A 21,655-nucleotide genomic window follows, 5' to 3' on the forward strand; every position below is an offset into this window, starting at 1 on the left:
GCGGTCAGTGGGCGCCTGCGAACGTTCTCAGGGCTTCCGGCAGGGGTCCGTCAACCTCCTGGCCGAGGTTGCCGGCGGGCTACCAAAGAGCCGCAAATCAACGCTAAGCCAGTTGCAATCGGGCAAGCTTACGATTCGGTCATGGTCAAAAAGACGATCGCCACCGCGTTCGCCGGTCTCGCCGCGCTCGCGGTCTCCGCCGCCGTGTCCCCTGCCGCGTTCGCTTCCGGCGCGGATTACGGAACCAAGACCCTCGCGCTCCGCAAGGGCCTCACGCTGAGCATCCCCAGCTCCTGGAAGGTCTACAAGGTCGCCAAGGACTGGACCCGCGTGGTGACGGGGTCGTGCCCCACCGCGGGCACTAGGTCGTTCGGCTTCCGGGACTCCGGATGCCATAGTTTCTGGGTGATGGGCCCGGCCGCGATCAAGGTCGGTCACGAGCACTTCGACCCCTACACGCCCGACGGCCCCTTCTATCCGGCCAGCGACGTCGGCCCCTGCGTCTACGACAAGAAGCTGTGGCTCGGCCCGATGACTCTCGCGGGCAAGGGCCTGCGCCAGGTCGGCCCCGGGCACAAGGCGTACTACCGCGCCTGGTCCGCCGAGTGTGTCTCTCCGAAGACGCACAAGGTCACGGGCCACTTCACGCAGCGCGAGTGGTTCCTGCCGAAGTCGAAGATCCTGGTCATCGACCAGTGGAACACCCCCGGCCTGCCGGCGATCCTCAAGAACGCGACCTGGAACTGAGGATCCCCCCGCAGGCCAGGAGGATCAGCGCGGGGACGAGCAGGAATGCCTTGTGGGTGCCGAACCCGTCGCCCAGGGCGCCGAGGACGAACGGCCCTCCGCCGGAGCCGACGCCGGCCCAGATCGACGCGACCCCGGACGCCTTGTCCGGGCGGCCGCCCGACGCGTCGATGACCCTGAACAGGGCCAGCGGGAAGTGGACCGAGATGCCGAGGCCGCTGAGCGCCAGCCCGGCGTAGCCCAGGGGCGCCGCCGCGCTCGTCCAGAAGATCGCCCATCCCGCCAGGGTCACGGCGAGGGCACCCAGCAGCACCGCCCACGACGGGTAGCGCAACGCGAGGCGGGCGCCCCCGAACCGGCCGGTGGCGACCCCGGCCAGCATGGCGGTCAGCCCGGTGGCCGCCTCGGCCGCCGTGAGGCCGGTCCGCTGGGAGAACAGCTCGGCGGCCCACAGGTTGAAGGTGAACTCCAGGGCCACGCAGCACAGCAGCACCGCGCCCGCGAGGTGGAACCGCCAGCCGTACGACGTGCGCGGTGCTCCGGCCCGCGCTCGCGGCCCTGAGACCGGCTCTGAGATCGGCTCTGAGACCGGCTCTGAGATCGGCTCTGAGACCGGCTCTGAGATCGGCCCTGAGACCGGCTCTGAGACCGGCTCTGAGACCGGCTCCGAGAGCGGGGCCGTCACCGGCGGGGGAGCGGGCACCCAGACCCGGCCCATGGTCAGCGCGAGCAGCACGGTCGCGACGACCGGGATGTAGAGCGCGGAGCGCCACCCCAACGCGGACCCGGCAGCCATGCTGAACACGTACGAGACGGCGATGCCGGCCGTGACGCCGACGGCGTTGGCCTCGCTGATCGCGGCGGGTCCGGCCAGCCCGTGATGGTCGCTGAGCGTCGCCATGGTGACGTAGAGAGCCAGCGAGGCCGAGCCGCCGGCCACGAGGTAGCCCAGCAGCGTCACGGGGAGCACGTGGCCGAGTGCCACGATGATCATGCCGATGTTCATGCCCGCGAGCCCGGCCCAGGTGACGGCCCGCCGCCCGAACCGCTTCGTCATCGCGGACAGAGTCAGCCCGGCGACGATGCCGCCGAGCGCCATGGCGGTGCCGTGCAGCCCGGCGGCGGCCTGGGAGACGCCGAGTTCGGCCCTGAGCGTGGGTAACGCCGCGGCCAGTCCGTAGAGGTACGTCGCGAAGGTGGCGAGTTGGAGGTAGATCAGCCATGTGGGCCGGTCTCTGGCGAGCCTCGTCGCCACGGCGGTGGTCACGCCCTGTCCCCCTGCTTTCATGCCGAACGCAGGGGGACCGTATCACCCGCGATCACCGGCGGACAGCAGCGGATAGTCAGGACAGAGCGGCGATCTGCTCCGCGAGCCATTGCCGTGGAGGGAGAGCGGCGGCCGCGATGCGCAGTCGCGCGCACCGCTCCGCCCGCTCGTCCTCGGGCATGACCAGCGCCTCGTGCAGGGCGGCCGCCGTTCCCGAGATATCGAAGGGGTTGACCAGCAGCGCGTCCGCCCCCAGCTCGGCGGCGGCGCCCGCCTCGCGGGAGAGCACGAGGGCGCACCGGGACGACAGGATCGGGCCCTCCTTGGCGACGAGGTTCATGCCGTCCCGGATCGGGTTGACCAGCAGCACGTCGGCCAGCCGGTACGCCGCGAGGGACCGGGGGTAGTCGTCGTACACGCTGAGGATGAGCGGGTCCCACTCCTCGGTGGCGTAGGTGTCCTCGATCTCCTTGGCGCACCGCTGCACCGCGGCGGTGTACTCGCGGTATTCGGGCAGGTCGTGTCGCGAGGGGTAGGCGAAGGCGAGGTGGACCACCTTGCCGTGCCACTCGGGGTGCTCCGCCAGGAACTCGCGATAGGCCATCAGACCGCGGACGATGTTCTTGGACAGTTCGGTCCGGTCGACGCGGACGATCAACCGCCGGTCGCCCACCTGCTGCTTGAGCGCGGTGATGCGTGCCTCGACGTCCGGCTCGGACGCCCTGGCCCGCAGCGCGTCGCCGTCCACCCCGAGCCCGTGCACGCCGACGCGGGTGGTCCTGCCCCTGTGGGTGACCGTACGGGCGGCCCGGTCGACCCGCGCGCCCAGGATGGCCGCGCAGCAGTCCATGAACGCGTCGGCCCAGCGGTACGTGAGGAACCCGGCGTGATCGGCGCCGAGGATGCCCGACAGCACCTCGGCGGCGACGTCGTCGGGCAGGAGCGAGAAGTACTCGGGCGGGGCCCAGGGCGTGTGCGAGAAGTGCGAGATCCGCACGTCCGGCCGCACGGCCCGCAGCATGGCCGGAGCCAGGGTGAGGTGGTAGTCCTGGATCATCACCTTGGCGCCATGTGCGGCCTCCTCGGCGAGCGCGAGCGCGAACGCGCCGTTGTACTCCTGGTAGGACGCCCACTCACGACGGAAGCGCGCGTCGAATCGCGGCGCGGTCGGGGTGTTGTAGAGCAGGTGGTTGACGAACCACAGGGTCGAGTTCGCGACCGCGTTGTAGGCCCGGTGGAAGGTCGCCGGGGGGATGTCGAGCATCCGCAGCCGCCCCGCGTCGTGCCCCGCCTGGTCCAGCCGCCCGCCCGGCGCGAGCCGTACGGCGCCACGGTCGCCGTCGGAGAGCGCCGCGCAGACCCAGAGCAGGTCCGAGCCCTTCAACGCCTCGGACAGCCCGGACACGAGACCACCGCCGCCGCGCCGCATGGTGAGCGTGCCGTCGTCGGACAGGCTGAACGAGACCGGCCCCCGGTTGGAGGCGATCAGCACGTCGCTGCTCATGGCCCGGCTCCCGTTACTGTGAGGGCGCGTATTTCGGAAGAGTAATAAATCCTGACCGTCGCCAATAGGATGTCAGGGAACCGCGGGTGCCCCGGCGAGGCGGGATGAGAACAGAGATGGCACTGGACGAGACGACCGAGGAACTGGCCCGATCGGCCGCCCAGGGCGATCACCGCTCGCTCGGTGAGCTGCTGCGCAGGATCGAGCCCGACGTGCTGCGGCACTGCGAGCGGCTGCTGCCCTACCGTCAGGACGCCGAGGAGGCGTCGCAGGACACCCTGCTCGCGGTCGCTCGCAACATCGGCAGGTTCGAGGGCCGGGCCAAGTTCAGCACCTGGTTGCACATCGTGACCGCGAACTGCGCCCGCACCACATACCGGTCGCTGAAGCGCCGCGCGTCCGAGCAGGCGGAGGAGCTGCCGGAGCAGCGCCCCGACCCGCGCCGGGTCAGCGTGATCGCCGGATCGCGGCTCGACCTGCTGGACGCGATGGAGGCGCTGGAAGCGGAGAAGCCCGACCTCGCCCAGGCGCTGGTGCTGCGCGACATCTGCCAGCTCGACTACGCCGAGGTCGCCGAACAGCTCCGCATCCCGCTCGGCACCGCCAAGTCGCGCATCCACCAGGCGCGCAAATATGTGCAGACGGCCCTGGGCGAGGCATACGGCTGATCGTCTTACTTGATAATGCGATTCCGTCTCGAATATTGAGACGTCGGATCGGACACCGGGGACGGCAAGGTACAGTGCTAGGAAGTGTCCCGAGATGATCTTCGGGACATGCCCTGCGGCACGCCCGACAGGGCACAACTGAATATTGCTCATCCAGAGGGGTGGAGGGACCGGCCCTGCGAAGCCCCGGCAACCTCCCCGGTGCCCGTGCCCGTGCTCGTGACGCACGAGGCCGGCCGGGACAGGTGCCAATTCCGGCTCGTGACCAGGGTGGCCACGAGCGAAGATGAGGGGAAGGCCTCGCTTCATGGCGCTCGCAAGCACTGCAAACACCTCTCTCGACTTCGGCCCCGCCTCCGCTCTGTCCTGTCGTGAGTGCGGCACCCGCTACGACCTCGGCCCGATCTTCGCGTGTGCCGAGTGTTTCGGGCCGCTCGAGGTGGCGTACGACTTCGGCCCGGTGACCCGCGAGGAGATCGCGGCCGGACCGACCAACATCTGGCGATACAGCAAGCTCCTCCCCGTCCCAGGAAACGTCGAGACCCGCCCCAACCTGCAGCCGGGCTGGACCAAGCTGGTCAAGGCCGACACCCTTGCGACAGAGCTGGGCCTCCGCTCGCTGTACATCAAGGACGACTCGGGCAACCCCACCCACTCCTTCAAGGACCGCGTGGTGGCGATCGCCCTGGAGGCCGCGCGGAACTTCGGCTTCCACACGCTGTCCTGCTCCTCCACGGGCAACCTCGCCGGAGCCGTCGGCGCGGCCGCCGCCCGCGCGGGGCTCGACTCGTGCGTGTTCATCCCCTCCGACCTCGAAGCGGCCAAGATCACCATGGCCTCGGTGTACGGCGGCCGCCTGGTCGCCATCGAGGGCACCTACGACGAGGTCAACCGCTTCTGCTCCGAGCTCATCGGCGACGAGCTGGGCGAGAAGTGGGGCTTCGTCAACGTCAACCTCCGCCCGTACTACGCGGAGGGCTCCAAGACGCTGGCCTACGAGATCGCCGAGCAGCTCGGCTGGCGGATCCCCGACCAGATCGTCATCCCGGTGGCCTCCGGATCCCAGCTCACGAAGATCGACAAGGGCTTCCGTGAGCTGATCAAGCTGGGGCTCGTCGAGGACAAGCCCTACCGCGTCTTCGGCGCGCAGGCCGAGGGCTGCTCGCCGGTCTCCACCGCGTACAAGGCCGGGCACGACGTGGTCCAGCCGGTCAAGCCGGACACGATCGCCAAGTCGCTGGCGATCGGCAACCCGGCCGACGGGCCGTACGTGCTGGACATCGCGCGGCGTACCGGCGGCGGGGTCGAGGACGTGAACGACCGCGAGGTCGTCGACGCGATCCGGCTGCTGGCCCGCACCGAGGGCATCTTCGCCGAGACGGCGGGCGGGGTGACCGTCGGGGTGCTGCGCAAGCTCACCGAGAGCGGCACGCTCGACCCCGAGGCGGAGACCGTCTTGCTCAACACCGGCGACGGCCTGAAGACCCTGGACGCCGTCGCGGCCGAGGCCCGGCCCGCCGCGGTCATCCGCCCCTCCCTCGCGGCATTCCGTACGGCTTTCGCCAACTGACCGCGTTTTACCTACGAAGCAACGAAAGTGAGCGAAAAATGAGCGTTTCTGTGCGGATTCCGACGATTCTTCGCACATACACGGGGGGAGTCGCAGAGGTCTCCGGTGAGGGCGGAACGCTGCGCGAGGTCCTGCAGAAGCTCGACGCCGACTATCCCGGAATCGGCGCCCGGATCCTCGATGAAACGGGCAAGATTCGGCGTTTCGTCAACGTCTATGTCGGAGAAGAGGATGTCCGATTCGCCGAGGGGCTGGACACCGCGACTCCCGAGGGCGTCCAGATCTCGGTGATCCCCGCCGTGGCCGGCGGCTGACCCGTCCCGCCCCCTCGGCACCCACGCGCCCATGCCGGGCGCGTGGGTGTTTGCAGCTTGACGTGCGGTTCTGGCTAATGACCCTTTATGTGGCCATCGCGGCGAATGGTGCAATTCTCAACTAGCTAATCGTTAACCGCATATTGTCCTGATCCCGCTTTGAGCGAACGCCAAGAAGTAGTTTGGGGATTGACTCTGTTGCCCTATGGCTTGACACGGGTATGGTCGAGAACGATCGACGTAACCGGGGGCCTCTTCGGTGTCGGCGGTCAGCACTGGTCTCGGGCGTCTGCATTGAGACCAGCTGTTACGGATCGCGCGGGAATGGGCGTGATCTTCAGCCCAGCAAGAGGAGTCGGAAAGTGGCGCAGGGCACCGTCAAGTGGTTCAACGCGGACAAGGGCTATGGCTTCATCGCGGTAGACGGTGGTAAGGACGTGTTCGTCCATTACTCGGCAATCATGATGGACGGTTACAAGGCCCTGGAGCAGGGGCAACGGGTGGAGTTCGACGTCACGCAGGGTCAGAAGGGGCCGCAGGCGGAAGGTGTGCGGGCCGTCGTCTGATCTGAGGCGGCGTTTGGCGGTGCTTCGGCGGAGCGCCGCCGCAGGCCCGGTTCGCGTGGGGCGAGCCGGGCCTTCGCCTTGCGGGAGCGCGCTCTCCAGCGCGCTGTCCGGCGTGCGACCTGATGCGCGATCTGGTGTGCGGCCTGGTGTGCGGCCTGCGGTACAGCCGGGGTAGATCCATGATGCGGGACGTGCGAAAAGAGCGATGCTGCCAGCTCAGACCCGTTGCGGCTTGCACTCGCCTGGGTAGAGTGCTAAACAGTTCGTTGGCACTCTGATGTCGAGAGTGACAGCAACACCGGGATCGAGGCGATGGGGTCTGCGAAGGGAATGCGGGCCCGATGCCGTCGCGGGCGTCGGCTCGGTCCTCGCAAGCCACCCTGCAACTGGGAGGTCTAGCCTTATGGCAGCCAAAATGATCGCGTTTGACGAGGACGCCCGGCGCGGTCTCGAGCGCGGTATGAACCAGCTCGCTGACGCCGTGAAGGTGACTCTCGGCCCCAAGGGCCGCAACGTCGTCCTGGAGAAGAAGTGGGGCGCCCCCACGATCACCAACGACGGTGTCTCCATCGCCAAGGAGATCGAGCTCGAGGACCCGTGGGAGAAGATCGGGGCCGAGCTCGTCAAGGAAGTCGCCAAGAAGACCGACGACGTCGCGGGTGACGGCACCACCACCGCCACCGTGCTCGCCCAGGCTCTGGTGCGCGAGGGCCTGCGCAACGTCGCCGCCGGCGCCAACCCGATGTCCCTGAAGAAGGGCATCGAGGCCGCCGTCGAGCGCGTCAGCGAGGAGCTCTCCAAGCTGGCCAAGGACGTGGAGACCAAGGAGCAGATCGCCTCCACGGCCACCATCTCCGCCGGCGACGCCCAGATCGGTGAGATGATCGCCGAGGCCATGGACAAGGTCGGCAAGGAAGGCGTCATCACCGTCGAGGAGAGCAACGCCTTCGGCCTCGAGCTCGAGCTCACCGAGGGTATGCGCTTCGACAAGGGCTACATCTCGGGTTACTTCGTCACCGACCCGGAGCGCATGGAGGCGGTCTTCGAGGACCCCTACATCCTCATCGTCAACTCCAAGGTCTCGGCCAACAAGGACATGCTGCCGCTGCTCGACAAGGTCGTGCAGGCGGGCAAGCCGCTGGTCATCATCGCCGAGGACGTCGAGGGCGAGGCCCTGGCCACCCTGGTCGTGAACAAGATCCGCGGCCTGTTCAAGTCCGTGGCCGTCAAGGCTCCCGGCTTCGGTGACCGCCGCAAGGCCATGCTGGGCGACATCGCCATCCTCACCGGTGGCCAGGTCATCAGCGAGGAGGTCGGTCTCAAGCTCGAGAACGCCACCCTCGACCTGCTGGGCAAGGCCCGCAAGGTGGTCATCACCAAGGACGAGACCACGATCGTGGACGGCGCCGGTGACGCCGAGCAGATCGCCGGCCGGGTGAACCAGATCCGCGCCGAGATCGACAACACCGACTCCGACTACGACCGCGAGAAGCTCCAGGAGCGTCTCGCCAAGCTGGCCGGCGGCGTCGCCGTCATCAAGGCCGGCGCGGCGACCGAGGTCGAGCTCAAGGAGCGCAAGCACCGCATCGAGGACGCCGTCCGCAACGCGAAGGCGGCCGTCGAGGAGGGCATCGTCCCCGGTGGTGGCGTGGCCCTGCTGCAGGCCGGCGCCAAGGCGTTCGACAAGCTCGAGCTCAACGGCGACGAGGCCACAGGTGCCGCGATCGTTCGCAAGGCGCTCGAGGAGCCGCTGAAGCAGATCGCCGTCAACGCCGGCCTTGAGGGCGGCGTCGTGGTGGAGAAGGTGCGCAACCTCACCCCGGGTGAGGGCCTCAACGCCGCCTCCGGCGAGTACGTCAACATGTTCGAGTCGGGCATCATCGACCCGGCCAAGGTGACGCGCTCCGCGCTGCAGAACGCCGCCTCCATCGCGGCCCTGTTCCTCACCACCGAGGCCGTCATCGCCGAGAAGCCCGAGAAGACCCCGGCCGCTCCCGCCATGCCCGGCGGCGGCGACATGGACTTCTGAGTCTGCTCGTCAACAGAGAAGGGCGGTTCCCCTCGCGGGGGGAGCCGCCCTTCTCTGTCGGGGTGATCCGCGGAGTCGGCGTTACCGCTTGACCTTTTCGGTCAGCTTGCCGCCGTTCGCGTCGACCACCAGGCACTTGACGGACCGGTCTTTCCTCCACGACGCGGCGTCGGGCGGGTAGAGGATGAAACCGGAGAGCCGGTCGACCATCGGGCTGTCGGACAGCATGCGCGCAAGCCGCTTCTCGCACCCGGACGTGGCCTTGTCGCTCACGGCGTCCCTGCCGGGCCACGCACCGATGGACAGGTCGAACTTGGTGATCACTTCGGCGTCGTGCGGCTCCGAGCACGACTTGGCGCTGATGGTGTACGACACCTTGCCGTCGGCGACACCGTTGAGGCAGTCGCCGATCCGTAGATCCATGACGCTCAGGGAGCCGCTTTCCGTGATCGCGCCGGAGCCGTCCCGCTTCGCCGAGCTCAAGGAGGTGATGGCGATGGCGGCGACGATCACCAGCACCCACACGCCGGAGAGGATGAGCCCCGCTATGGCGAGGCCGCGGCCCTTGTCGCCCCGCTTCCTGATCTGGGCCAGCGCGACGATTCCGAAGATGACGGAGAACAGCAGGCCGCCGAGGATTCCGAAGACGAGCGACACCACGGCGAAGCTGTTGGTGCTCCGCGGACGAGCCTCATAGGGCGGATAGGGCTGGGGTGGATAGGAGCCCGGACCGTACGGGCCATTGGGGTTCGGGCCGTACGCGCCGTACGGGCCGTTGGGGTCCGGGTTGTACGTGCCGTATGGGCTGTTGGGGTCCGGGTTGTACGTGCCGTATGGGCTGTTGGGGTCCGGGTTGTACGCGCCGTACGGGCTGTTGGGGTCCGGGGACGGCGGGCCGTACGGATTGGGGGTCGGCCCGTAACCGGATCCTCCCGAGCTTGGCGGATATGGGAGACCCGAGTCCGGAGGCGGAGGATAGGCGGAACCCGAGGCAGTGGGCGAACCTGGGGGAAATTCGTTCACGCGACCACATAGTGGCTTGTGGTCCTTATTTGCGGCAAGTCGTACATGTCAGGCGGGCGGTCAAGCCGCGCTGCGACCTGCGCCACGCGCCGAGTCTCACGCCCGGTTCAGCACCGGCTTCGGGTGACCGGATCGGCTGGAGCTGGGCCGTCCTCGGCTTCGATCAGGAGGTGCCGAAGTGCATGGGCACGGCGCCGATGCTGCGCCTCGACAAGGGCGGCTACACGGTCCGCGACTGAGCGAACCGCTCCCCTCATCTCGCCGAATCGGGAGCTGGCGCGGTTAGGTCGTGTTTCGTGGACGAAACAAGCCCCCCGAACGTGGGTTCGGGGGGCTTTTCGGTCATCCGTACGGGGGCTATCCGGCCAGTTCGGCGGGGAGGTCCTTCCCGTGGACGACGGTCAGCGAGGTGACGGCCCGGGTGAGGACCACGTAGAGCCGGGCGAGGCCGCGTTCCTCCGCCGCGACGATGTCGGCGGGCTCCGCGACGACCACGTGGTCGTACTCCAGGCCCTTCGCGAGGCTCGCCGGGATGACCAGCAGGCGATGGTCGCCGGTCGAGTCGGGCCCCAGGACCCCGTGCTCGACGCCGTCCTCCGCCAGGGCCGCCGCCACCTCGGCAACGCCGGCGTCCGCCACGATCACGCCGATGGAGCCGGGTTGCGCGAGCGCCGGTCGCACGGCCTGGACGATCTCCGTGACCACGTCGGATGCCGGCCGTACGGACAGGGAGCCGGCGCCGGGGCGGAGTGAGCGCGGGACGGCGAGCTCGGGGGCCACGGAGGGGAGCAGCCGGGCGGCGTAGTCGAGGATCTCGCGCGGCACGCGGAAGCCCAGCGTCAGCTCGGTGATCTCGCCTGACGGCTGGCCCAGGTGATCGAGCACGTCCTTCCACGAGCGGGCGGACCAGGGGGTGGTGCCCTGGGCGATGTCGCCGAGGATGGTCGCCGAGCCGTTGCGGCAGCGCCGCCCGAGGGCGCGCAGCTGCATGGCGGAGAGGTCCTGGGCCTCGTCGACCACCATGTGCCCGTGAGAGGCCGTGCGTTCGACGAGGTCACCCAGCTCGTCGAGGAGGGCCGCGTCCGCCGCCGTCCATCGCGCCGACTTGTACGACCGGTACGGCTTCCGCCAGATCAGGATTTCCTGCTCGTCGGGTGACAAGTCGGTTTTGGCGGCCCGGGTGAGGAACTCCGCGTCGGACAGCAGCCGGAACAGGATCTGTTCGGGTACGAGCTTCGGCCACACCGCGTCCAGAACCTGCTTCACCGGCCGGGATCTGGCCACGGCGTCCTGGACCCGGTCGTCCGGTGACTCACCGCGGCGCTCCATCTGGACGAGCACGGCGTTGGCCAGCCGCTGGGCGAGAGCCGTACGGCCCGGGCCGTAGCGGGTCGTGCCCCGCAGCGAGGCGACGATCTCGCGGACCTCGTAGTCGGCCACGCGGTAGCGGTTGACGCCCTTGGTGAAGAGCACGCCCTCCTCGGGTTTGGCGACGTGCAGCCAGAGGGCGCGCTTGAGCACCGCGGCCATCCGCGCGTCGCCCTTGACCGCGGCCACCGACGGGTCCTCGGGATGGTCGTGGTCGCCGAGGACACCCGTCACGGTCGACTGGTCGACCTTCACCTCGCCCAGTGCGGGCAGCACGGAGGAGATGTAGGAGAGGAAGGCGCGGTTCGGGCCGACGATCATCACGCCGGACCTGGACAGCCGCTCCCGGTGCGTGAACAGCAGGTAGGCCGCCCGGTGCAGACCGACGGCGGTCTTCCCGGTGCCGGGCGCGCCCTGCACGCAGACGGTCACACCGAGGTCGGAACGGACGATCTCGTCCTGGTCGGGCTGGATGGTGGCGACGATGTCGCGCATGGGGCCGGTGCGGGGGCGTTCGATCTCCTCGGTGAGCAGCCTGCTCTGTCCGAGTTCGCGGCCGTCGAGGGGCTCGTCCTCGTACGCGGTGAGCGAGCCGCCCTGGTAGCCGAAGCGGCGGCGTAGCGCCACGCCCATCGGATCGGCCGGGCTGGCCTGGTAGAACGCGCGGGAGACCGGCGCCCGCCAGTCGAGCACGAGGGCGCGGCTGTTGTCGTCGTGGACGTGCCTGCGGCCGACGTAGATCGTGTCCGGGAGGTCGTCGTCCGCCGACCTGTTGAGTCGGCCGAAGAAGAGCGGGGTGTCGGGGTGGTCGGCGAGCGCGGCGACCCGCTGGTTGAGCAGCCCCTGCAGCACCTGCTGGGAGACCCAGTCGCCCGCCGCGTCGGCGGAGAGGGACGCCGCGTGGTCCCGCATGTCCTTCAGCGCGGCGCGGGAGGTGGCCAGATGGGCGCGCTCCGCTTCGAGCACGTCATCCGGCGCGGGTATGTCGGGGGCCAGCTGGTGTCCGGGCATGCGAAGACTCCTCGCGGGTCGGTGGTGGTTCGCCGCGTGGTCACGGCGGGTAGCGAAACGCAGAAGTCTACTCGTGCGGGAATGCGCTCCCCAACCGGTTTCCCATTCCGCCGGGCGTCGTGTCGGGGGCCGTCGACCGGGTTCGTCATGACCTCCCGGTAGTCACCCCAACACTGTGCGAAATAGAACAAATCGGCATGGCTTCAATGCTGAAAAATCCGCGCAGATTACGTGATTTGCCCTAACGATGGGGTATGCCGCGACCGATCGTGATGGGTACTCGGCTGGCGTACGAGGGGGTGATGCGATTGTCTCGAACCGACGGAATTTCCTGGACCTAGGTCGTGTTTCGTGGATCTTTTTGGCCTACTGCGGTCGCCCAGATGGCGCCTCGCTTCGTTGTCGGAGTCGGCCGGAGGCTCCGCTCCGACCTCCTCCTCCGCCTTGCGCGGCATCCATCTGGCCGATCCTCGCTACGGGCGGCATTTGTCAGAAATTCCCCAGGTCTTGTCTGCAGGTCTTATCTGCAGGTCTTGCCTGACCCCAGGTCATGGACGCACGGGACGGCGGCAGCCGTCCCGTGCTGAGGAAACACCCGGCGAAGATCACCTCGCCGGGTCCTCCTCACCCTCGGCCAGGACCTCATCGGCGTCGATGATCTGGTACGAGTATCCCTGTTCTGCGAGGAAGCGCTGCCGGTGGGCGGCGAAGTCCTGGTCGACGGTGTCGCGGCTGACCACGGAGTAGAACCGGGCGCCGCCGCCGTCGGCCTTCGGCCGGAGCACGCGGCCGAGCCGCTGCGCCTCCTCCTGCCGCGACCCGAACGTGCCGGACACCTGGATGGCGACGGACGCCTCGGGCAGGTCGATGGAGAAGTTGGCGACCTTCGACACCACGAGCACCTGGATCTCCTTGTCGCGGAACGCCTGGAACAGGCGCTCGCGCTCGCGGACCCGCGTCTCGCCCTTGATCACCGGCGCGTCCAGGTGCTCGCCCAGCTCGTCGAGCTGGTCGATGTACTGCCCGATGACGAGGACCTGCTCGCCCGCGTGCCGCCGTACGAGGGCCTCGGCGACCCGGTTCTTGGACGGGGTCGTGGCGCAGAACCGGTAGCGCTCCTCGGCCTCCGACATCGCGTAGGCGAGCCGCTCCTCGTCGCTCAGCGTCACCCGGACCTCGACGCAGTCGGCCGGGGCGATCCAGCCCTGGTTCTCCATCTCCTTCCAGGGGGCGTCGTACCGCTTGGGGCCGATCAGCGAGAACACGTCGCCCTCGCGGCCGTCCTCGCGGACCAGCGTGGCGGTCAGCCCGATCCGGCGGCGGGCCTGGAGGTCGGCCGTCATCCGGAAGATCGGCGCGGGCAGCAGGTGGACCTCGTCGTACACGACCAGGCCCCAGTCGCGGGCGTCGAACAGCTCCAGGTGGCGGTACACGCCCTGGCGCTTGGTCGTCATGACCTGGTACGTCGCGATGGTGACCGGCCGGATCTCCTTCTTGGTGCCGGTGTACTCGCCGATCTCGTCGGCGGTCAGCGACGTCCGCTTGATCAGCTCCTGCTTCCACTGGTGCGCGGAGACCGTGTTGGTGACCAGGATGAGCGTGGTCGCCTGGGCGTGCGCCATCGCCGCCGCGCCGACGATCGTCTTGCCGGCGCCGCAGGGCAGCACGACGACGCCGGAGCCGCCGTGCCAGAAGGCGTCCGCCGCCTCCTGCTGGTACGGCCGGAGCGTCCAGCCGTCCTCGGCGAGCGCGATGGCGTGGTGCTCGCCGTCGACGTAGCCGGCGAGGTCGTCGGCCGGCCAGCCGAGCTTGAGAAGCACCTGCTTGATGTTGCCGCGCTCCGAGGGATGCACGATGACCGTCTCGGCGTCGAGCCGCTCGCCGGTCAGGGGCTGGACCTTCTTGGAGCGCAGCACCTCCTCCAGGACCGCCCGGTCGGTGCTGGTCAGCACCAGGCCGTGGCTTGGGTGCTTCTCCAGCCGGAGCCGCCCGTAGCGGGCCATCGTCTCGACCACGTCCACCAGGAGCGCGTGCGGCACCGGATAGCGGCTGAAGCCGATCAGCGTGTCCACGACCTGCTCGGCGTCGTGCCCGGCCGCGCGCGCGTTCCACAGCGCGAGCGGGGTCACCCGGTAGGTGTGGACGTGCTCGGGGGCCCGCTCCAGCTCGGCGAACGGCGCGATCGCCTTACGGCACGCGTTGGCCCGTTCGTGATCGACCTCGAGCAGCAGCGTCTTGTCCGACTGAACGATCAGCGGCCCGTCATTCAATGCCTGCTCCCTTGTCCGGCTACCGCCTATCAAACAAGGGATCGAGCCGAATCACTCCCGGGTTGGCTCATTCGGTGGTGGTGGCGTCGAAATAGCCGTTCACACCGGCCCAGATGAATGCCCCGATGCCGATGATGATCAGCACCACATTGATGCCGATGGAGATCCACGTCCATTTCAGCAGGCGCCTGGCCGTGTCCGGCTCGGTGTCGACCTTGCTGAGCGCGATGCCGGACAGGATGGCCCCCGCGATGCCGCCCAGTGTTATGTAGCAGGTCATCCCCATCACGATGCTGATGACCAGGGCCACGATCGCGTGGGTGCGCGGGCCCTCCTGCCGGGGTGGGTAGCCGTACGGCGGCTGGCCGTAGGGGGAGCCGTACGGCTGCCCGAACGCCTGCTGGCCGTACGGCTGCCCATAGGGCGGCTGCTGGCCGTACTGGGGCCCGTACTGCTGACCGTATTGCTGACCGAATTGCGGATCGCCGTGGGAGGGCCCGGCCTGGGGGTCCGTCCCGTACGGGTTGTGCGGGCTCTGCCAATCCTGGGGATTCTGGCCCGGCTGGTCTGGGGTCGTCACCGTCGGTCGATCCTTCGTCGGGTCGGGGTCCAGATTAGGGAAGTCCAGAAATATCACGGTATGGCGCTCCCCGCTCCGGTGCTGAGGACCGCATCGAAACGGGGAGCGCGGCGACCGCGAGGGGCCAGTCGCCAATCCAGCCCCTACCGGTCAGCCGGATCATCGCCAGATCGGGCACCGAAGGGCAACGGATTTAATCGGCCTAATTGACGTCGGCGATGCCCGTGATGCGGTGCAGCGCGAACCGGTGGACGGCCGCGCGGGTCTCGTCGTAGGCGGTCAGGTAGCCGCCCTCCATCCGGGCCGGCTCCAAAATGCGGCTGGTGGCGTGCCCCTGGGAGTCGAGGTAACCGATCCACACCCGCGCCCCCTGGCGGATCGCCTCCTTGAGGGCGCTGATCGTCGCGGTCGAGGGCGAGCGCGGGACCTGTCCGCGGGGCGCGTCCGACGGGCCGCGCCGCGCGAGGTGAGCGTCGTCCCCGGCCCTGATCGCGCGTACGGCCGCCGCCACAATGTCGGGGTCCGGTCCGGTCGCGGTCGCGGCGCGGGTGAGCGGCTGGCCCTCGGTCCGCCTGGCGTCCGCGCGTGCCACCAGCATGTCCCCTTCCAGGGACTCCGCCATGGGGGCATAGCCCATCGCGCGCAGCGCGTCGACCAGGGACGCCCGGGACGTCTTGGACGCGAGCACGGTGGGCGCGAGCCGCCGCAGGCGCAGCGCGGCCGCCCGCCGGTCGGCCACCACCTCGTCCAGGACGGCGGGGTCGTCGCAGCGGATGTAGGCCGAGGCCGTACCGACTCGGATGCGGCCGTGCCTGCGGGCCACGTCGGTGATCAGGTAGCGCAGCGGCTGCGGGACCGGCGTGGCGGAGTGCCGCTCCAGCATCGCGAGCAGTTCGCCCGCCGACTGGCCGGCGTCGAGCGCTCGGCGGATCGACCCCTCGCCGAAGCGGTAGACGGTCGCGCCGCCCTTGGACTCCACGTCCGCCGCCAGCGCGAGCCAGCGGCCGAGGTCGCTGACGAGCGGCCCCGGCGCCACGGCGGTCAGGTCCGCCTGCAGCAGCACGCGGTCCACTGGTTTGGGCAGCAGCGGCGCCAGCAGCTCCGCGGGCGCGCCTTCGGCGCCGGCCTCGGCGCCGCTCCCCTCGCCGGACGAGTGGCCGTAAGAGCGGCCGTGGGAGGAGCCGTATCGAGGGAAGGCCCGCAGCAGCGCCCGGCCGTGGCCGGACAGGACGCCGAGTCCGGTGACACCGATGTGCTCGGCCTCGCGCAGCGCGAACTCGGCCAGCCGGTCGCGGTGCGCGATCCGGCGGCGCGGCTGCTCCCAGGCGAGGCGATCGATCACCGACGCGGGTGTGGGCGCGATGCCGGGGCCGACGGCGGCGAGCACGGACAGTGTGCGCAGCCGCACCTCGGCGGCGGCCGACCGGCGGAGGTCCGGGTGCAGGGCGTTGATCGGCCGGTCGCGCTCGTCGCGCTCGCCGATCAGACCGGGGGCGCGGTCCATGCCCGCCCAGGCGGTGGCGAGCACGGCCCACCGGTCCTCGGTCGCCTTGACCCGCCAGACGTCGTACGCGGAGGTGGGCAGCCACTCCCCGTCGACCGATCCGCCGGACGCGATCAGCCCGGCCGCGTGCGTGACCTCCACCACGAGCCCCGCCGCCCATTCGGGAAGGTCGAGGAGCTGCGCCGTCCGCTTGAGATCCCGTACGGCGAGGCCGCCCGCGCGCAGGACGCCAGGAGGATCGTGGCTCCAGAGCTCGCAGAGCTCCTCGACCGTCCGGACGAAGGTGAACGCCTGACCGGCGGCGGTCCGGTCGGCCAGCGCCTGGTCGCGGGCCACGCCGTCGAGCTCGGGCGGACTGGGGGACAGGTCCTGGTGGATCCGGCCCCCACGCAGGAACAGCGCCACCTCGCGAGGCAGCGTCACGGTCTCCTCGCCGGTCGCCCCCAGGAGGCCACGCGCGAGCAGCTGCTCGATCGGCGACTGCGCGGTGGCGGTGCGGACCTCGCGCCTTGCGTCCGCCACCCGGCCGCTCGGCGGGCCCCAGGCCAGCTCGTCCAGCGCCGCGCGGGCCTGCGGGGACACCTCGGCGATCAGCCGTTCGACGGTGCCGGGGGCGGCGAGCAGCGCCGCCAGCCGCCGCCCCGGAGGCGCCGTCGGATCCGCCGCGTCCGCCGGGCCCTCCGCCGCGTCCGTTCCCGCCGGGGCGATGTCGGCGAGCAGGACCGTGAGGGACTCGGGCGAGTGGTGCCGGAAAACGTCCGCGGCCGGCGGCCCGAGACCCGCCGGAGGGTCGAGGGCGCCTCTGACTCCCGGTGCCGGCAGCAGCGCGTCATCGGGCCCGAAGATCAGGCACGCAGTCCTCAGCCGCTCGACGGCCTCCCGGAGCGCGATGTCCAGCTCGGCGGCGCGCCGCCTGTTGTCCGCGCGGCTCCCGTGGGGAAGCGCGCGGGCGATGAGCGAGCGCAGCTCCCCGTACGCCAGCGGGCCGGGCTGGAGGGTCAGCGTCTCGGCGACGGACAGGGTGAAGCGGTCGAGCCGGTCGAGCGCCCGCCCGACGGCCGACGGGGTGCCCGCGCGCGCCGCCAACCCCTCCACGTGCGGCGGGACGGGCATGATGAGCTCCGGGCGCGCTGCCACGAGGGCACGAAGCTGCTCGTCCGCGCGGCCGCGCAGCCACGCGGTGAAGTCACCGCCCATCCCCTCACTCATCCCTCTCATCGTAGGAGCACGGGTACGGGTGATTCTCCTGGAAGGCGGGCTGTCGTCGAGGAGCGAGATCGGGGTCGCGACAGGTCCGTTCCGGGGCCCGGGCAGGCGAGGCGGGCCATATGCCGGTGCGCGACGCTGTCGCGCTTTGGCATCCTTTATCAGGTGAACTCGGTGGGATTCGACCTTGACCTGACCCTTGCCGACACGCGCGCCGCCATCGCCGCCGTGTACGAGGCGATGGTGCCGCGGCTGGCCTACCCCATCGACGTGGACGTGGTGGTCTCCCGGCTCGGGCCTCCCTTGGAGGAGGAGCTGGCCTACTGGATGCCGGAGGAGGAGATCCCCGCCGCGGCGGCGCTGTACCGGGAGCTCTACCCGCAGATCGCGCTGCCGGCGACAGGGCTCATGCCCGGCGCGCAGGAGGCGCTCGCGGCGGTCCGCGGGGCCGGCGGCCGGATCATCGTCGTGACGGGGAAGAACGTGCTGGACGCCCGGCGCACCGTGGACGCGCTGGGGTTCGAGGTGGACGAGGTCGTGGGGTCCCTTTTCGGGGCGGACAAGGGCAGGGCCCTCGCGAGTTTCGGCGCCGGAGCATATGTTGGAGATCACGTGGCCGACATCGAGGCGGCGCGTGCCGGTGGTGCCACGAGCGTCGCGGTGGCCACCGGATCGTTCACGGCGGACCAACTAGTCGATCATGGAGCTGACGTGGTGCTGGAAGACCTCACGCAGTTCGTCGCGTGGTTCGACTCATGGACCGCCGCATCCGCGTAAAACACGGCCGTCAGGCGGTCCACAGGCGCCCTTCGCGGGCATAACCTACATCCATTCCTTTCACGACAGTCTGAACGAGGTCACCCCTGTGCCGAGTGGCAAGGTCAAGTGGTACGACGCCGACAAGGGATTCGGCTTCCTCACGCGCGACGACGGCGGTGAGGTTTTCGTGCATTCATCGGCGCTGCCCAAGGGCGTGGACGTCCTGAAGCCCGGGCAGAAGGTCGAGTTCGGAGTGGCCGAGGGCCGTCGCGGTCAGCAGGCTCTGTCGGTCCGGGTTCTCGAACAGCCGCCCACCCTCGCCAGGACCGCGCGGGTGAAGGGCAAGCGTAAGAAGCCGGACGAGATGGTCGTCATCGTCGAGGATCTGATCAAGCTGCTCGACGACATCTCGACGTCCTACCAGAAGGGCAAGCAGCCGGACTCCGCGCACGCCAAGAAGGTCGCGAGCGTGCTCCGCGCCGTCGCGGACGACATCGACGGCTGATCCCTCGGCTGCCGGCCCGTCGATCGACGTTTCCGGGACGGGGAGGGCCACGCCTAATAGGGGTTCGTCAGCGGTTTGGTGTCGTCCCGCCGCGGCCGTAGCGGCTCGTGCGGGACGACGGGGGTGACGTCGGGGTCGGCGGAGTCGGCGGGGGTGACGTCGGAGTCCACGTGCGGGGTCCACGCCGTGCCCTGCGACGGCGCCGTCTCGTCGTCTGGTGCGTCCGGTGGCGTACCGCCGCCCTCGGGGGCTCGCCGCGCCGCGGCGGCGAGCCGGGTCCGCCGCCGGATGAGGAGCCAGACGAAGGTGACGGCGAGCCCGGCGGAGACCACCGCGAGCCCGGCCGGGCCGTGCGCGGACAGCGACATCACGAGGCCGACCAGGCCGCCGAACACCCAGGCGATCTGGAGCAGCGCCTCGGTGACGCCGAACGTCGAGGACCGCACCTCCTCGGCGATCTCCCGCTGCACGATCGCGTCCAGCGCGAGCTTGCCGAGCCCCTGGGCGAAGGCCGCCACCAGTGCCACGACGACCGCCGTCCACAACGTGAAGTAGACCGTCGTGACGATCGTCGCGACGGTGGCCAGGGCGAGCGTGCCCAGCACGATGATCTGGGGAGAGCGCGACCGCGTCCACGAGGCGACGGCCGCTCCGAGAAAGCCGCCTCCTCCGGCGGCGACGGCGAGCAGGCCGAGCGTGATGTGCGGGGCCAGGCCGGGGATGTTGCCGTCCTGCACGAGGAAGAGCAGGAAGAAGACGAGGAATCCGGCCTGTACGCGGATCGCGGCGTTCGCCCGCATGGCCTCGCCGACGATCGGCCCGACCTGGACCAGCTCGCGCCAGCGGGTTCGCGACCGGACCTTGTCACCCTGGCTGATTCCTTGGCCGGTCCCCTGATCGATCCCACGGTCGCCGCCGGTCGGGCCGGGGTGGGGGCCGCCCGGCGTGCCGGTGGCCGGGGCGGTGTGCGGAGAGGGCTCCGCGTCTGCGCCGGGCTCGGGATCGGGGGCGAGGTCGCTTTCGAGATCGGGGGAGTCGACGTGCCGCGGCAGCCGTACGGCGGCGACGCCCGCGACGAGGAAGAGCGCCGTGGTGGCGCGCAGGACCCAGTCGGCCCCCAACCAGGCGGTCAGCCCGGTGGCGACGCCCGCCGCGGCGCCCGCGGAGACCAGCGCGAACAACGCCACCCGGGCATTCGCCGCGACCAGGGTGATGTCGGCGGGCAGCACGCTCGGCATGATCGCGGCCCGGGACACGTTGTAGGCCTTCGACAGAACCAGTACGGCGAGGGCCGCGGGAAAGAGCGTGAGCGCGTCGGACGGCCGGATCGCCGCCGCCATGCCCCAGCACAGGAGCCCGCGCGCGAACAGCGTTCCCGCCATGACATAACGGCGGCCGGAGCGGAAGCGGTCGAGCACCGGGCCCACGAAGGGCGCGACCACCGTGAACGGGACCATCGTGATCAGGAGGTACAGCGCGACCTGGCCGCGCGCCTGACCGACCGGCAGCTTGAAGAACAGCGCCCCCGCCAGCGCCACGGTGACGAGCGCGTCGCCCGCCGAGTGCGCTGAGGTGAGCTCGATCAGGCGGCCGAGCCCGGTGCGCCCCGCCCCCTGGGCGTGGGTGAGCCGCCGCGTCGCCTGCCCGAGACTCCGGGTTCCCTGCCCGATCCGCCGGCCGGCGTACGCGACGGACCGGCCCGCCCGGCGGGACGCTCCCGCGGTGGTCTGGCTCGCGCGCCGTACTCGGTTCCAGGCATTCCCCACGAAGACGACTCCCTTCCCAACTGGGGAATTCCAGTTCTACCCACAGATCAGGGTGCCGTCTGCTCGCGGAGTGGGTGAAAATGGAGTGTGAGTCGCATCCGAACCCGAAGCACCGCAGCGGACCAGGCATGTGTTGCGGCCGTCGACCTGGCTCGCCGGGCCGTCGAGGAGGTCGCCCGGCCCGCGGAGGTGGGCGAGCACCTCGGCTTCGACAGCGAGGGTGACCGCATCGTCACGCACTTCTTCGATTGTCTTGATCGAGCGTACAAGGGCTGGCGCTGGGCCGTCACCGTCGTCCGCGCGGCGCGGGCGCGTGTTGTGACGGTGAGCGAGACCGTGCTGCTACCCGGATCGGGCGCGCTGCTCGCGCCGAGCTGGGTGCCGTGGAACCAGCGGCTCCTCCCCGGAGACCTCGGCGTGGGCGACCTGCTGCCGGCCGAGGCCGACGACGACCGGCTGGCCCCCGGCTTCACCGCCACGGACGACGACTCCGACCGTCAGATGATCTTCGAGTACGGCCTGGGCAGGGCTCGGGTGCTCTCGCCGCTCGGCCGCGATCTCGCGGTGCGCCGTTGGTACTCCGGCGACGCCGGCCCGCACAGCCCCATCGCGCACGCGGCTCCGGCCCAGTGCTCCACGTGCGGGTTCTTCTGGCCGCTCGCGGGCGCGCTGCGGCTCGGGTTCGGCGTCTGCACGAACGAGTACGCCCCGGACGACGGCCGCGTGGTCGCGGCCGACCACGGATGCGGGGCCCACTCCGAGGCCACCACCGTGCCCTCGATGATCGTCGATCAGCCGCCGCCGATCCTCGACGACCTGGGATACGACCTGCTTCCCGCCGAGGCGGAGGAGGAGGGGGCGGCCGGGGCCGAGGGCGTCGTGCCCAATGGCGGCCCCGCCGAGTCCGCCGGCTCCGTGGACGAGTCCGACTCGGAACCGCTCGGCCACTCCTGATCGACGCTCCGCCGGCGGGCCGGGCCGCGTCCCGGGGCCTACGG

General features: G+C 70.2%; 18 protein-coding genes and 1 riboswitch. Of the genes, 10 read left to right on the forward strand and 8 right to left on the reverse strand.

Annotated elements, in window-relative coordinates; all coding sequences use genetic code 11:
* Positions 1-141 precede the first annotated feature (141 nt).
* Positions 142-747, forward strand: coding sequence for a hypothetical protein (locus tag QSK17_RS07595; RefSeq protein WP_285703764.1), 606 nt, complete (start codon positions 142-144; stop codon positions 745-747).
* On the opposite strand, the gene QSK17_RS07600 is transcribed toward QSK17_RS07595, so the two are convergent.
* Both QSK17_RS07600 and QSK17_RS07605 read right to left on the reverse strand, forming a co-directional pair.
* Positions 725-2,014: an MFS transporter gene (locus QSK17_RS07600; RefSeq protein ID WP_285703766.1), complete on the reverse strand. Its 1,290-nt coding sequence runs from the start codon at positions 2,012-2,014 to the stop codon at positions 725-727. The two genes, QSK17_RS07595 and QSK17_RS07600, sit on opposite strands and share 23 nt — an antisense overlap.
* A gap of 76 nt (positions 2,015-2,090) precedes the next feature.
* Positions 2,091-3,518 carry an alpha,alpha-trehalose-phosphate synthase (UDP-forming) gene (locus tag QSK17_RS07605; RefSeq protein WP_285703768.1) on the reverse strand — a complete coding sequence of 476 codons (1,428 nt, stop codon included), beginning with the start codon at positions 3,516-3,518 and terminating at the stop codon, positions 2,091-2,093.
* 116 nt (positions 3,519-3,634) lie between these two features.
* On the opposite strand from QSK17_RS07605, the gene QSK17_RS07610 reads away from it, so the two are divergent.
* The 5 genes from QSK17_RS07610 (at position 3,635) to groL (ending at position 8,665) form a co-directional block, all read left to right on the forward strand.
* Positions 3,635-4,186, forward strand: a complete 552-nt coding sequence (locus QSK17_RS07610; protein WP_285703771.1) for an RNA polymerase sigma factor — start codon at positions 3,635-3,637, stop codon at positions 4,184-4,186.
* 146 nt (positions 4,187-4,332) lie between these two features.
* A riboswitch (SAM riboswitch) is annotated at positions 4,333-4,479 on the forward strand.
* Between the two features lie 14 nt (positions 4,480-4,493).
* Complete coding sequence (gene thrC, locus QSK17_RS07615; RefSeq protein WP_285703773.1) at positions 4,494-5,756, forward strand: threonine synthase; 1,263 nt, start codon at positions 4,494-4,496, stop codon at positions 5,754-5,756.
* Positions 5,757-5,794: 38 nt separating this feature from the next.
* On the forward strand, positions 5,795-6,070 hold the full coding sequence (locus QSK17_RS07620) for a MoaD/ThiS family protein (protein WP_285703774.1): 276 nt from the start codon (positions 5,795-5,797) through the stop codon (positions 6,068-6,070).
* A gap of 362 nt (positions 6,071-6,432) precedes the next feature.
* Entirely contained in the window at positions 6,433-6,636 is a 204-nt protein-coding gene (locus QSK17_RS07625; RefSeq protein ID WP_285703776.1) for a cold-shock protein, read from the forward strand.
* A 403-nt stretch (positions 6,637-7,039) separates the two neighbouring features.
* Positions 7,040-8,665, forward strand: coding sequence for a chaperonin GroEL (gene groL, locus QSK17_RS07630; RefSeq protein WP_285703778.1), 1,626 nt, complete (start codon positions 7,040-7,042; stop codon positions 8,663-8,665).
* Positions 8,666-8,746: 81 nt separating this feature from the next.
* Here groL and QSK17_RS07635 read toward each other — a convergent pair whose 3' ends face one another.
* On the reverse strand, positions 8,747-9,688 hold the full coding sequence (locus tag QSK17_RS07635; protein WP_285703780.1) for a DUF4190 domain-containing protein: 942 nt from the start codon (positions 9,686-9,688) through the stop codon (positions 8,747-8,749).
* Between the two features lie 29 nt (positions 9,689-9,717).
* Between QSK17_RS07635 and QSK17_RS07640 the strand changes: the two genes are divergently transcribed.
* On the forward strand, positions 9,718-9,927 hold the full coding sequence (locus QSK17_RS07640; RefSeq protein WP_285703782.1) for a hypothetical protein: 210 nt from the start codon (positions 9,718-9,720) through the stop codon (positions 9,925-9,927).
* Positions 9,928-10,045: 118 nt separating this feature from the next.
* Here the strand turns inward: QSK17_RS07640 and QSK17_RS07645 are convergent, their stop codons facing one another.
* The 4 genes from QSK17_RS07645 to QSK17_RS07660 all read right to left on the reverse strand — a co-directional run bounded on the left by QSK17_RS07645 (position 10,046) and on the right by QSK17_RS07660 (position 17,630).
* Entirely contained in the window at positions 10,046-12,067 is a 2,022-nt protein-coding gene (locus tag QSK17_RS07645; protein WP_285703784.1) for a HelD family protein, read from the reverse strand.
* Positions 12,068-12,672: 605 nt separating this feature from the next.
* Positions 12,673-14,337 carry a DNA repair helicase XPB gene (locus QSK17_RS07650; RefSeq protein ID WP_285703786.1) on the reverse strand — a complete coding sequence of 555 codons (1,665 nt, stop codon included), beginning with the start codon at positions 14,335-14,337 and terminating at the stop codon, positions 12,673-12,675.
* A 67-nt stretch (positions 14,338-14,404) separates the two neighbouring features.
* Positions 14,405-14,917, reverse strand: a complete 513-nt coding sequence (locus QSK17_RS07655) for a hypothetical protein (protein WP_285703788.1) — start codon at positions 14,915-14,917, stop codon at positions 14,405-14,407.
* Positions 14,918-15,119: 202 nt separating this feature from the next.
* Entirely contained in the window at positions 15,120-17,630 is a 2,511-nt protein-coding gene (locus QSK17_RS07660; RefSeq protein WP_285703791.1) for a helicase-associated domain-containing protein, read from the reverse strand.
* Positions 17,631-17,792: 162 nt separating this feature from the next.
* Between QSK17_RS07660 and QSK17_RS07665 the strand changes: the two genes are divergently transcribed.
* Positions 17,793-18,404: an HAD family hydrolase gene (locus QSK17_RS07665; RefSeq protein ID WP_285703793.1), complete on the forward strand. Its 612-nt coding sequence runs from the start codon at positions 17,793-17,795 to the stop codon at positions 18,402-18,404.
* A gap of 88 nt (positions 18,405-18,492) precedes the next feature.
* Positions 18,493-18,891: a cold-shock protein gene (locus QSK17_RS07670; protein ID WP_285703795.1), complete on the forward strand. Its 399-nt coding sequence runs from the start codon at positions 18,493-18,495 to the stop codon at positions 18,889-18,891.
* A gap of 53 nt (positions 18,892-18,944) precedes the next feature.
* Here QSK17_RS07670 and QSK17_RS07675 read toward each other — a convergent pair whose 3' ends face one another.
* Positions 18,945-20,657, reverse strand: coding sequence for an MFS transporter (locus QSK17_RS07675; RefSeq protein WP_285703797.1), 1,713 nt, complete (start codon positions 20,655-20,657; stop codon positions 18,945-18,947).
* 87 nt (positions 20,658-20,744) lie between these two features.
* On the opposite strand from QSK17_RS07675, the gene QSK17_RS07680 reads away from it, so the two are divergent.
* The gene (locus tag QSK17_RS07680; RefSeq protein ID WP_285703799.1) at positions 20,745-21,611 is read left to right on the forward strand and encodes a DUF3027 domain-containing protein; all 867 of its coding nucleotides are present in this window, start codon (positions 20,745-20,747) and stop codon (positions 21,609-21,611) included.
* Positions 21,612-21,655 lie beyond the last annotated feature (44 nt).

This window comes from Microtetraspora sp. NBRC 16547, assembly GCF_030268965.1.
GTDB lineage: Bacteria > Actinomycetota > Actinomycetes > Streptosporangiales > Streptosporangiaceae > Microtetraspora.